Raw genomic sequence first — 11,898 nt, 5'->3', positions numbered from 1 at the left:
GGGCCCGGCCCGGGGCCGTCAGCCGGCGCCGCCCGGCGCCCCGGGGCTCGCCGGCGGCGGGGTCAGCCCCGTCGCGGGCGCCGTGCGGCGAGCACCTGCTCGTAGATGCCGGCCAGGCGATCGACGACCGTGTCGAGGGTGAACGCGTCGCGGGCCAGGGTCCAGGCGGCCTCGGAGGCCGCCTCGCGGGCGGCGGGGTCGAGGAGTTCGAGGACGGCCCGGCCGACGGCCGGCCCGTTCGCCTCGGCACGGGCCGGGACCACCCGACCGGCGCCCGCCCCGGCCACGTCGGCGGCCAGCCCGTTCGTCCCGGTGACGACCACCGGCGTGCCCACCGACATCGCCTCCAGCACCGACAGCGGGAACGCGTCCCGCGTGGACGGCAGCACCAGCGCGTGCGCCGAGCGCAGCGCCGCCAGCACCTCGGGCCCGTCCAGCGCACCCACCACGTCGAGCGCCCCGCGCACCCCCAACTCGTCGGCCAGCGCGAGGGTTTCGGCCAGCGCCCCGGTGTCGGGCCCGGCCAGCACGAAGCGCGCGTCCGGGTGGCGGGCCAGCACCGTGGGCATCGCGCCGACGAAGTCCCCGGGCCGCTTCCCCGCCTGGACCCGGGCCAGGTACAGCAGCCGGGGCGGCCCGGCCGGCGCGGGGGCGCGTTCCCGCGCCGGCACGCCGTTGACCAGCCGGTGCGCCGGCGCGATCGGCGCCGGCGCCACCACGGCGGCGGTCTCGCGCCGTTCGCTTTCCGTCAGGTACAGCACCGCGTCCGCGCGGCGCAGGACCCGCCGCACGCCCAGCCGGTCGACGAGCCGCGCGACGCGGTTCTCGGTCGGGTCGACCATGCCGTGGGTCTGCAACACCAGCGGGGTGCCCGCCCGCAGCGCCAGCAGCGCGACCGGCAGCGTCACCAGGTCCCGCATCAGGTGCACATGCACCACGTCCGCCGACCGCACATAGCCCAGCGCCCTGGCCAGCAGCGCCGGCGAGGTGATCCCGCTGACCTCGAACCGGGGCAGCACATGCCGCGCCCGGAAGAGCCGCACCCGCGCGCCCTCGACGGCGCGCGGCAGCGGCCCGGCGGGAAACTCGTCCCCGAGCGCCACCAGCGTGGCGCGTTCCCCCCGTTCGGCGAGCCCCCGGCACAGCCCCAGGGCCACCCGGGTCGGCCCGCCGAACGCGTGGCTGGGGGTGTGCAGGGTCACCGCGTGTAACACACGCACCGGCGGCTCACATCCGGTCGGGCGCGGCGATGCCCAGCAGGTCGAGGCCCTGCGCGAGGGTGGCGCGGGTCAGCTCGCAGAGCGCCAGCCGGTTGGCCCGCACCTCGGGCGCGACGCCCTTGAGCACCGGGCAGGACTCGTAGAAGGTGGTGAAGGCCTTCGCCAACCCGTAGAGGTAGCCGGCCAGTTGGTGCGGCTCCAGGGTGCTGGCCACCTCGGTCAGCGCACGCCCGAAGCCGTCCAGCGCGAGGCCCAGCGCGTGTTCGGCGGGCTCCAGCGCCAGCTCGGGGTGGAACGCGGCGCCCGGCCCCTCGCCGTCCTCGGCCCGCCGCAGGATGGAGGCGATCCGGGTGTGGGTGTACTGGAGGTAGACGCCGGTCTGTCCGTTGAAGGAGACCATGCGCGCCGGGTCGAAGCTGTAGTCCCTGGTCCGCGAGGTGGACAGCTCCGCGTACTTGACCGCGCCGACGCTGGCGATCCGGGCGATCTCGGCGAGTTCGTCCTGGTCCAGGCCCGGGTCCTTCTCCGCGACGACCTGCCGGGCCGCCGCCAGCGCGTCGTCGAGCAGGTCGGCCAGCCGCACCGTGCCGCCGGCGCGGGTCTTGAACGGCCGGCCGTCGGGGCCGTTGATGGTGCCGTTGGCGGCGTGGACGGCCTCGATGGAGTCGGTCAGCCAGCCCGCCCTGCGCGCCGTCCTGAAGAGCATGTCGAAATGCTGCGACTGCCGGGCGTCGACCACATAGACCAGCCGGGTGCCGCCGTACTCGCGGATGCTGCGCCGGATGGTCGCCAGGTCGGTCGCGGCGTACCCGAAGCCGCCGTCGGACTTCCGGACCAGCATCGGCACCGGCCGGTCCTCGGGCCCCCTGATGTCGTCGAAGAAGACGACCTTGGCGCCCTCGCTGTCCTCCAGGATGCCCTTCTCGGTCAGCTCCTCGACCACGTCGTTGAGCCAGGGGTTGTAGAACGACTCGCCCGCCGTGTCCTCCGGGGTGAGCAGCACCCCCAGCCGCTCGTAGATCTGCTGGAAGGCGGTCTCGGACTCGGCGACGATCTCCTTCCAGATGGCGACGGTCTCGGCGTCCCCGCCCTGGAGGGCGACGACCCGCCGCTGGGCCCGCTCCTTGAACGCCGGGTCCGCGTCGAACGCCGCGCGGGCCGTCCGGTACAGCTCGTCCAGCGCGGAGACCGCGCCGCCCGTTCCGACCCGGATGACGTCCTCGTCCTTGCTGCGCCAACTGGCTTCCGGGTGTTCGAGGATGTACTGGATCAGCATCCCGAACTGGGTGCCCCAGTCGCCGATGTGGTTCTGCCGGACGACCCGGGCGCCGAGGAAGCCGAGCACCCGCACCAGGGCGTCGCCGATCAGCGTGGACCGCAGGTGGCCGACGTGCATCTCCTTGGCGACGTTGGGCCCGGAGTAGTCGACGACGGCGGTCTCGTCGGCCTGCGAGGCGGGCACGCCGAGCCGGGGCGCGGTCAGCCGCACGGCGAGCCGGTCCAGGAGGGCGGCGTCGGTGAGGTCGATGTTGAGGAAGCCGGGCCCCGACACCTCCACGGAGCCGATGAACGGGGCGTGCTCCACCAGGTGGTCACGGAGGGTGCCGGCCAGTTCACGCGGGTTGCGGCCGAGGCGCTTGGCCATGGAGAGCGCCACGTTGGCCTGGAAGTCCGCGTGGTCCGAGGGGCGGACGAGCGGGTCCGCCGAGGCCAGTTCGGCCGGCAGCGCCTGCTCCATCGCCGCGGAGACCGCAGCGGCCACCTCGTCGGCCAACGGCCGTACCTGATCCACCATCGTCTGTGTACTTCTTCCCCGGGAGTCGATCCGCGCCGCGCGGGCGCGCGCCTGTGTTGTCGTTGGCTGTGCTTGCCTAGCATCGCCTCTTCTAGCATGGCAGGCCCGGAGGACCGGCTCGCACCCGTATACCCACCGCCCCGTACCGCCGGGCGCCCCGGTCGCCGCTCAGTCGCCGCCGAGCGCGCGTTGCATCAGCACGGTGTCCACCCAGCGACCGTGCTTGTGGCCCACCTCGACCAGCCGCCCGACCTCCTGGAAGCCGTGCCGGCGGTGCAGCGCCGCCGAGGCCGGCACCCCGGTGTCGGCGATCACGGCCACCATCTGCCGGGCGCCGGCCCGCGCGGCCCCGGCCAGCACGCCCCGCAGCAGCGCGCCGCCGAGGCCGCGCCCGGTGTGGCCGGGCGCGAGGTAGAGGGAGTCCTCGACGGTGTGCCGGTAGGCGGGCTTGGGCCGCCAGGCCCCGGCGTAGGCGTAGCCGACGACCGTCCCGGCCTCCTCGGCGACGAGGAACGGCAGCCCGCGCCCGGTGGTCTCCCGGTGCCGCTCCCGCCAGGCCGCCTCCTCGGGCACGACCTCCTCGAAGGTGGTCACGGTGTGCGTCACATAGTGGGCGTAGATCTCCGCGACCGCCGCGAGGTCGGCGACGACGGCCGGTCGGACGGCGCCCCCCGGGGCGGTTGGCTGGTCCATGACGGGAGCGTACCGAGGGCGCTCGACCGGCCGTTCACCGGCCCTGGACCGGCCGCCACCAGGACGGATAAGCAACCTATATAAGTCGCCGATATACCCGGTGGTAGATTCGCGGCCATGGCCACCACGCCCGAGGACGAGCAGCCGGCGCGGCAGCCGTGGGGCTCGGAACAACGGGAGCTTGACGCCGGGGAGTTGACGCGGGTCCTCGGGGAGTTCACCCGCGCTTCCATCCGGCTGCCGGGCACGGAGCGGCACAGCTTCACCACGCTCTCCGTGCTGCACACGCTGACCCACCGGGGCCCGCTGCGGCTGAGCGCGCTGACCGAGAACGAGCAGATCACCCAGCCCGCCGTCACCCAGCTCGTCGGCCGGCTGGAGCGCGAGGGGCTGGTGGAACGGCGTTCGGACCCCGGCGACGGGCGGGCCGTGCTGGTCGCGGTGACCCCGGCCGGGGCGCGGATCACCCGGGCCCGCCACCGGGACCGGGTCCGCCGGCTGGCCCGGCTCACCGCCGAGGGGCTGAGCGCCGAGGAACGCCGCGCCATCGACGCGGCCCTCCCCGCCCTCGCCCACCTGGCCACGCTGATGACCGCCGAACGGGAGGAACGCCGGCGGCGCGGCGACCGTTGACCGGCCGCCGTCCCGGTCAGCCGTCCGCGCCAGCGCTTCGCCGGCGCCGTCCGCGCCAGGAGCCCCGCCGGCGTCCAGGATCTCCAGCACGTTGGCGGTCCAACGCGGTCAACCCCGGCGCGGGCGTGACGCGTTCACCGGCCGGAACGTAGCGAACGGAGCGGGCGCCGAGACGCGGCCCTGGCCCGTCAGAAGGCTCCGGTGCGGAGACCACGGCGGTGCCGAGCGGGGGGCGCGGCGGCGGTGAAGCGGATGCTGGTGCCGGGGCCTGTCAACGTGACGGCCCGGCGGGCGTCCGGCAGTTCCTCCGACTCCCAGTCCGTCACGGGCGGATGGCTCCAGCCGTCCACCTCCAGCCGTTCGACCGCGCGATAGACCGTCTGCTCCTCATAGGCGTTGAACCCCTGCTCCCGCCAGTCGGCGGGCGCGTCCTCGGGGAGGCCGAGGTGCCGGGCGGACACGACCACCGAGCGGTCGCGTTCGTCGATATGGACGGAGGTGATGCCGGTGTCTGTCATGGCGTGTCCGTTTCGGGTCGGGCGGGTCAGAGGCGTCCGTAGAACGTCCCGTCGGTCGGGTCGGGCAGGCGGGTGCCGAGGCGGTGCCGGTCCACCGCGCCCACATACAGGTGCGGCCCGCCCTCGCGATAGGCCAGGAGATGCCCGACGGCCAACGACGCGTTGCAGCTGAACCGCAGCGCCTCCACCCCGTCCTGGCGCCCGGTGACCGCGATCCGCCGCTCGGCGGGGGGCCCGACCGGCTCGACGCCGAGATCGACCGGCCTCCCCAGCGGCCAACCGGAGAACCGCACCTCCGCCACGTCCAGACAGCGGAGTTGACACTGGAACCGGTCGCAGCCGGCCGCCGACCACTCCGGCTCCGGCCGGTCGGGGAACGCCGGCAGGTCCAGCCGCAGCAGCAGCGTCGGCCCGTCCCTCTCCAGCCGCACCGAGCGGAGCACCACTCCGTTCAGCGGCGGCGGCGCACCGTAGTAGCGGGCGAGCGGCTCCCGGTCGACGAGCAGCTCAGCCCAGGTCGGGGTCATAGTAGTAGTGCTCCTCACAGCCCGGAATCTGGCCGTTGCGCTGGTCCTCCCACGGCCTGACGTGCACGTGGGGCGGCTGGTCGCCCACCCCGTTGGGGTCACCGTACTGGTGGCCCGTGTGGTGGTCCTGGTACACGACCAACTCGTCCCGGTTGTTGAGGTGGACCTCCTCGCGGAACATGACCGGCTGGTAGTTCTCGTCGAGGATCTGCCGTCCCTGCGGCGTCGTGGCCGGCGTCAGCCGGACCTCCAGCGGCTCAGCCCCGTCCGGCACGTCCGCGTCGCGCAACGCCTGCTCCCGGGCCGCCGCCCGGCAGGGGGTGAGACCCAACGGGTCGGTCCAGCTGTGCGGGTTGCGCGGGTAGGTGTAGGCGTTGGGCGCGGGGTCGAGGCCCAGCGGGTCGGGGCTGGCGAACCGGGAGATCTCCGGGTCGTAGTGGCGGTAGTGGTTGTAGTGCCAGCCGGTCTCGTCGTCGGCGTACTGGCCGGGGAAGCGCAGCGGGCAGTCGACGCCGGTGCCGACGGTGCGTCCCCACAGTGTGCTGGCGGAGCGCCAGGCGGTCTCGCCGTCCTCGTCCACCAGATGGGTCGGGGTCCCCACCAGGTCGGTGATGATCGCCCAGAAGCGGATGTCGGTGTCAGGGTCTCCGTCTCCGCCTCCGCCCGGCCCGGCGGCGCCGTCCGCCGGCTTGCCCAGGTCGGTCGCCGCGGTGGCCGTGGCCGTGCCCCCGGCGGCGCCCCCGGTCGGCCACGCGGCGGGCGAGCCCGCGACCCGGCGGGCCTGGGTGAGGGGGCGGTGCGCGAGGTGGTTCCAGGTGAGAACGACGGGGCGCGCCTCGGCACCGCGCCGGTCGTCGACCGAGACCTGTTCGGCCAGCGTGGGCCCGTCCCAGACGAACTCCACCCGTCGTTCGCTCGAACCGTCGGGCGCCACCCGCCACTTGCTGATCCGCCGGCCCAGCGGGTCGTAGCCGTAGCGCCAGGCGGCGCCGTCCGGCCCCACGACGCCGACCAGGCGGTCCTCCGCGTCCCAGGCGTAGCGCCAGGTCCTGACCTGACCCGAGAGGGTCCGCACACGACGCTCCACGGTGCGGCCGGCCTCGTCGTAGGCGTAGCGCACCCGGCCGGCGGAGGTGACGCGGGTGCCCTCGTACGCCCGGGGGCCGCAGGCGTCGCTGTCGACGGGCGCGCCGGTCCAGGACGCCGAGGTCTGGTTTCCCTCCGGGTCGTAGGAGTAGCTCTCCGCCCACTCCGGGGTCTGGACGCCCAGGGGACGGCCCAGCGGGTCGAGTTCGTAGCGGGTGGTGCCGGCGTCCTGGTCGTGGACGGCCAGCAGGTGGTTGTCCGCGCGCCAGTCGTAGGCGCGGCTCTGGAGCTGGCGTTCGCCGTGCCACAGCCGCTGCTCGGTGAGGTGGCCGGCCGGGTCCCACGCCTGGGTGAGGGTGAGCGCGTCGCCCAGCCCACGCCTCGTCTCCCGGCCCTCCGCGTCGTGGTCGAAGCTGAGGACACGGCCGGAGGTGGTCAGAGTGGACGGGGTTCCCGCCTCGGTATAGGTCCAGAGGCTCACCACGCCCGAGGGGGTGGTGCGAGCGGTGCGCCGGCCCAGCGCGTCATAGGCGTGCCGGACCGTGCGACCGGCGAGGCTCTCCGCCACGACCCGGCCCAACGCGTCGCGTTCCAGCAGCAGTTCGGCGGCCTCCGCCTCCGTATCGCCCGCCCGGTGGGCGCGGACGAGCCGGCCGGCCGGGTCGTGGTCGAACCGGGTGAGGTCGCCGTCGGCGTCCTTCTCGACGATCCGGCCCAGCACGTCGCGGGTCAGGGTGATGACCTGGCCCAGGGCGTTGGTGCGGGACACGCGCTGTCCCGCCGCGTCGTAGGCGTAGGAGACCGTGCGGCCGTCGAAGTCCGTCTCCTGGAGAACGCGTCCGGCGGGGTCCCGCAGGTACTCCCAGGTGAGGCCCTGGGCGTTGGTGACGCGGCGGATGCGGCTCTCGGTGTCGCGCTCGAAGGTGTAGCGGGTGCCGTCGGGGCGGATCTCCGCCACCGGCAGGTCGAACGCGCCGTGTTCGTACGCGGTGACGCCGCCGGCCGCGTCGGTGTGGGACAGGCAGTTGCCCTCGGCGTCCCAGGTCCAGCTCCGGACCGCGCCGTTGGGGTCGGTGTGTCGCGACGGACGGCCCTCGGGGGTCCACTCCCAGGTGCTGACCGCGCCGGTGGGGCCGATGATCCGGGTGAGGCGGCCCCGCGCGTCGCGCTCGTAGCGGGTGGTGCCGCCGCCCGCTTCGGTCACAGCCGCCGGCAGTCCTGCGGGATCGACCGCGATCCGGGTGGCCGCTCCGAGGGCGTCGACCACCTCGACGAGCGCGCCGCCGTCCGAGTAGCGGAAGCGGGTGACGGCGCCGGCCGGGTCGACGGCTGCGGTACGGTTGCCCGCCGCGTCGAACTCGTAGCGCCAACGGGTGCCATCCGCCTGGGCGATGGCCGTCGCCTTGCCGAACTCGTTGTAGGCGATGGCGATCTCACGGCCGTCGGGCCGAAGGACCGAGACCGCGTTCCCGTGGTCGTCATACGCGTAGCGGGTGGTGCGGCCGAGGGGGTCGGTGACGGTCAGAGCGCGGTCGTAGCGGTCCCATTCCCGGGTGGAGACGTGCCCCATCGGGTCGGTGTGGGCGATGAGTTGGTAGCTGTCGTTGAACTGGTAGACCGAGTCGTGGCCCAGGGAGTCGGTGACGACCGTGCGGTGCGCGGCCTCGTCGTAGGCGTAGCGGTATTCCAGGGCCCGGTCAGTGCCGGTGGTGTGGACACAGCGGCCCTGCTCGTCGTAGGCGTAGGAGTACCAGTAGCCGTTGCGGTCCTCCCACCGGGACATCCGCGCGTGCTCGTCGTAGGAGAACCTCAGCGGCAGTCCTGAGGAGTTGGTGATCTCGGCCAGTAGCCCGGCGCCGTCATAGCCGTAGGTCAGCAACGTCGGCTGGTCGGGGTCGCTCAGCAGCGTCAGCGCCGTGACCCGACCGTCTGTGGTGGTGATGCCGAGGTGGTAGCCGCCGGAGTGGTGAATGTCGGTGGGGGCGCCGTCGTTGTCGTAGGCGAGTTGGATGCGGTTGTCGTTGCGGTCGGTGATCGCGATCAACGGCAGCTCCGCCCCCGGGCGGCCATCGACGGGCGCGAAGTGGAGAGTGTGTCCGCTCCCCGGCTGGTGAACGCTCATCGGCGCCTGCGGCTGACCGTCCCAGGACAGCGACCAGCGCGGCCCCTCCACCGGAAAGACCGGCTCACCCGGAATCGGACGCGGATACAGCAACGTCATCCCATCGGCGGTGAACAACCGCGCCCCGCCCTCGTCCAACACCAACCGCTGGTCCAGGGTCGAGGCCCAGGACGACCCGAACCAACGCCCGGAGCGGTAGGTGGAGATGTGATGCCGCTCCACCACCAACGGCAGCACACCGGGCAGTTCGACGTCCGTGGCGGACATCAGCAGTTCGCCGGTGGCCACGTCCACCGGGTCACCGCAGGCGTTGCGCCCGTTCATCGGAACGCCGTCGCCTCGGGTGCGCCGGCCCAACCGCGACGCGCCCTGCCGCAGCCCCCGCAGACCGGTGGAGGCCAGGCCCTTCAACCCGCGCGCCAACCCGCCCAGAGTCGTCAGACCCTTCATGCCCGGAATGCAGTCCAATGCCGCAAAGGCGACATCAAGCAGCCCCGCCTCACCCTTGGCATACTTGATCAACGTGTCGGCGAGCACCACCAGCGCGGCCGCCAACACCACCCAGGCCAGCGGCCCACCGATGATCATCACCACCACGCCCAGGACGGCGACGATCACCTTGCAGACCTCGACAAGGGTGTCCCAGTTGTCGGTCACCCACTTGATCGCCTTCTCCCACCACCGCCGGTTCTGAATACCGGCATCGGAGGCCTCCTCGATGCCCTGCGCACAGACCCGCGCCGCCTCCTCTCGCATCTCCTGGGCATCCAGAGCCAGTTGACGCGCGGCCGACAGACGCTCCTCCGCGTCGTCCACCCGCCCCCGCGCCGCACCGGCCGCCGCCTCAGCCGCCTGCCGGTCGCGGGCGGCCGCGCGGACATCGGCCTCGTCCGGCGGCTCGACGTTCTCCCGCTCCCCCTCGCGCTGGAGACGTTCGGCCTCCTCGCCGGCCCGCCCGACCCAGTCCTGTGCGTCCCCCAACGCGGCCTGCGCGGACGCCAGATCCGCCTGCGCGGAGATGGCGCGGTCCAACGCCCGATCCGCCATCCCCTGCGCGGTCTGCAACTTCGGCCAGTAGGTATGCAGCGCCTGAGCACAAAGGGCGTACGAATCCTCCAACTTGGTCAGATTGCCCGGCACACCCTCGAACTCGGAACGGAACGCGTCGGCGGACAGACCCGCCCAGTCCAACACCGCGCGCTCCGAGGCCAACCCCCGGATCTTGCCCAGCGCCTCGCCCACATCGTCGGCGAACTCCTGCAAATCATCGGCCAGTTCCCGAACCTCGTCCGGGTCCCCCGGCGTCGGGTCCCGATCCATGTCCACCGGCGACCAGTCACTCGGACGCGCCATCCCGCTGCCCTCCCCCGCTGAGCCAACCGGACCACGGTAGCGCCGCCGGAAGCGACATCGGCGTTCTGTGACAGGGCTGTGAAACGGATGGACGTACTGTTACCGCACCTGTGTGCACCATGATTGGCGCGGTGGGGGCTCACGGTCGCGGCGCGTGGTCAGGCGGGCCAGGTCTCGTCGAGGCGGTCGGCGTAGTACTCGATGGCCTTGCGGTAGTCGGCGACCTCGGGGTCCCTGCTGGTCGCGGCGAGCAGGTGGAGCAACAGGCGCATGGCCTCGCCGTGTTCGCCGGTGTTGTGCAGCGCCATGGCGAGGAAGGTCCGCAGGCCGCCGTTCTCGGGGAACTCCTCGACGCCGCGCCGCAGCGTGGTCACCGCCTCGGGGTAACGGCCCAGCGCGCGGTAGCTGCTGCCCAGGCCAAGGAACGCGCCCTGGCGGTCGGCCGGATCGAGGACTTCGCCGCCGTCGATGGCCTTCCCATAGAACGGCACGGCCTCGGCCTCCAGGCCGAGCGCGTCATGGGTGCACGCGGTCTGGTAGGCGATCTCGGCGTCGTCAGGGAACTCGGCGCCGAGCGCGAGGAGTTGTTCCCTGGCGCGCTCCGACTCGCCCACGCGGCGCCATGCGACGGCCTCGTCGATCCGCTGCCGCCTGCTCGTCGGGTTCTCTCCGCCGCTCATCGCGTTCCTCTCGCTGTTCGTCTCGCTGATCATCGTCTGTCGGGCCCGCCCGGTGTGCCTCATCGGCTCGGCTCGGCGTGGTTCATCGGGCCGGCTCGGCGTGCGGTGCGGACTCCGTCTCCAGTTCGGTCGGGGCGTCGCCGACGGCCAGCGAACCGGGGCGCAGCACCGCGAACTTGGCGCCGAAGACCACGCCGCCGGCCGGGTGGCGGCGGTAGGCGGCGAGGGTGCGCAGCGGCTCGGGCCCGGCGCGGACGCCGGTGCGCTGGTCAACCAGGGTCACCGCGCAGCGCACGGCGAGCTTGGCGAAGCCGAGGCGGACGCCGCCGAGGGTGAGGGCGCGGTAGCGGTCCTCCTCGTGCGGGGCGGCGACCCCGTCGAGGACGATGTTGGGGCGGAACCGGTCCATGGGCAACGGGGGTTCGCCCCGGTCGGCGAGACGTTCGTGGAGCGCGGCGAGCGAGGCGCGGCTGACCATCAGCACGGCCGTGCTGTCGGCGTAGCCACTGGTGCCCGGGGTCAACCCGTCGGTGACCCGCCGGTGGTCGGGCGGCACCCGCACCAACCGGCAGGCGCGGCCGAGGAGTTCACCGAACCACTCGGCGGCGGCCTCGCCCTGGTCGATCCCGGTGAACGGCTGGCCGAAGAGCGTCACCGGGCGGGTCGGGCCGGTCGCGTTCACCGTCACGGTCAGGGTGTCGAACCCGGGTGCGGCGAGGGTGAGTTGGCGGCCGTCCTCGGTCAACGAGGGCCGGGCGAGGGCGAGTCGGGGGTCGGCGCGCTGGGTGCGGTGGTCGCCGTCGGCGTCGGTGACCATGAACGCGCGGTCGTGCGGCAGGCCGGCGGGCCCGACGTGCGCGACGTCGTGGGACACCCCGGCGCAGCCCTTGACCGGGTAACTGACCAACGCGCAGATCCGAACCATGCCGAGAGCCTACGGCCCCGCCCCGGCCGGGTCGCCGGTGGCTGGCACGGGTGGTGAGGCGGCCGGGGCGCTGCCCGCCGGCCCGGCCAGCACCCGGTGGAGGAGCGCTGCCCCCAACTGGCAGGCGGCGAGGGCCAGCAGCAGGAGCGTCGGAGGCCGCGCGGCCGCCAGGCCGACGGCCGCCGCGCCGAGGGAGGCGGCCGTCAGCTTGAGCCCGGCGCCCAGCGTGAACACCTGCGCGCGGGCGTGCGCGGGGGCGTGCGCGGCCCGCGCCCGCAGGGTCGCGGTGAGCAACGGCCCGTCGCAGCAGCCCGCCAGGGCGTACAGCGGCAGGGCCGTCGCCGGG

9 protein-coding genes and 1 pseudogene are annotated in these 11,898 nt (G+C 73.7%); 1 reads left to right on the top strand and 9 read right to left on the bottom strand.

Annotation, left to right across the window (positions count from 1 at the left end):
• Positions 1–62: 62 nt before the first annotated feature.
• From EBN88_RS24465 to EBN88_RS24455, 3 genes are all read right to left on the bottom strand, one after another.
• Entirely contained in the window at positions 63–1,220 is a 1,158-nt protein-coding gene (locus tag EBN88_RS24465) for a glycosyltransferase (protein WP_122399233.1), read from the bottom strand.
• Between the two features lie 7 nt (positions 1,221–1,227).
• Positions 1,228–3,012 carry an arginine--tRNA ligase gene (gene argS / locus EBN88_RS24460; RefSeq protein WP_407703456.1) on the bottom strand — a complete coding sequence of 595 codons (1,785 nt, stop codon included), beginning with the start codon at positions 3,010–3,012 and terminating at the stop codon, positions 1,228–1,230.
• 171 nt (positions 3,013–3,183) lie between these two features.
• Positions 3,184–3,708 carry a GNAT family N-acetyltransferase gene (locus EBN88_RS24455; RefSeq protein WP_122399231.1) on the bottom strand — a complete coding sequence of 175 codons (525 nt, stop codon included), beginning with the start codon at positions 3,706–3,708 and terminating at the stop codon, positions 3,184–3,186.
• Positions 3,709–3,825: 117 nt separating this feature from the next.
• Here EBN88_RS24455 and EBN88_RS24450 point away from each other — a divergent pair, with 117 nt between their 5' ends.
• Positions 3,826–4,341 carry a MarR family winged helix-turn-helix transcriptional regulator gene (locus tag EBN88_RS24450; RefSeq protein WP_122399230.1) on the top strand — a complete coding sequence of 172 codons (516 nt, stop codon included), beginning with the start codon at positions 3,826–3,828 and terminating at the stop codon, positions 4,339–4,341.
• Positions 4,342–4,529: 188 nt separating this feature from the next.
• Here the strand turns inward: EBN88_RS24450 and EBN88_RS24445 are convergent, their stop codons facing one another.
• From EBN88_RS24445 to EBN88_RS30805, 6 genes and pseudogenes are all read right to left on the bottom strand, one after another.
• Positions 4,530–4,859: a hypothetical protein gene (locus EBN88_RS24445; RefSeq protein ID WP_122399229.1), complete on the bottom strand. Its 330-nt coding sequence runs from the start codon at positions 4,857–4,859 to the stop codon at positions 4,530–4,532.
• A 26-nt stretch (positions 4,860–4,885) separates the two neighbouring features.
• A complete protein-coding gene (locus EBN88_RS24440; protein ID WP_122399228.1) occupies positions 4,886–5,386 on the bottom strand; it encodes an Imm50 family immunity protein in 501 nt (166 codons plus the stop codon).
• Positions 5,367–9,947 (bottom strand): RHS repeat-associated core domain-containing protein, encoded by a 4,581-nt coding sequence (locus tag EBN88_RS24435; RefSeq protein WP_122399227.1) that lies wholly within the window; start codon positions 9,945–9,947, stop codon positions 5,367–5,369. The genes EBN88_RS24440 and EBN88_RS24435 overlap by 20 nt, the downstream gene beginning before the upstream one ends.
• Before the next feature lie 158 nt (positions 9,948–10,105).
• Positions 10,106–10,627, bottom strand: a complete 522-nt coding sequence (locus EBN88_RS24430; protein ID WP_122399234.1) for a tetratricopeptide repeat protein — start codon at positions 10,625–10,627, stop codon at positions 10,106–10,108.
• Positions 10,628–10,709: 82 nt separating this feature from the next.
• On the bottom strand, positions 10,710–11,552 hold the full coding sequence (locus EBN88_RS24425; RefSeq protein ID WP_122399226.1) for an MOSC domain-containing protein: 843 nt from the start codon (positions 11,550–11,552) through the stop codon (positions 10,710–10,712).
• A gap of 9 nt (positions 11,553–11,561) precedes the next feature.
• Positions 11,562–11,898, bottom strand: a pseudogene (locus EBN88_RS30805) (MFS transporter); the annotation flags it as partial.

It is taken from the genome of Streptomyces triticirhizae (genome assembly GCF_003696235.1).
GTDB lineage: Bacteria > Actinomycetota > Actinomycetes > Streptomycetales > Streptomycetaceae > Streptomyces > Streptomyces triticirhizae.
This window is presented reverse-complemented; position numbering and strand designations above follow the sequence as displayed.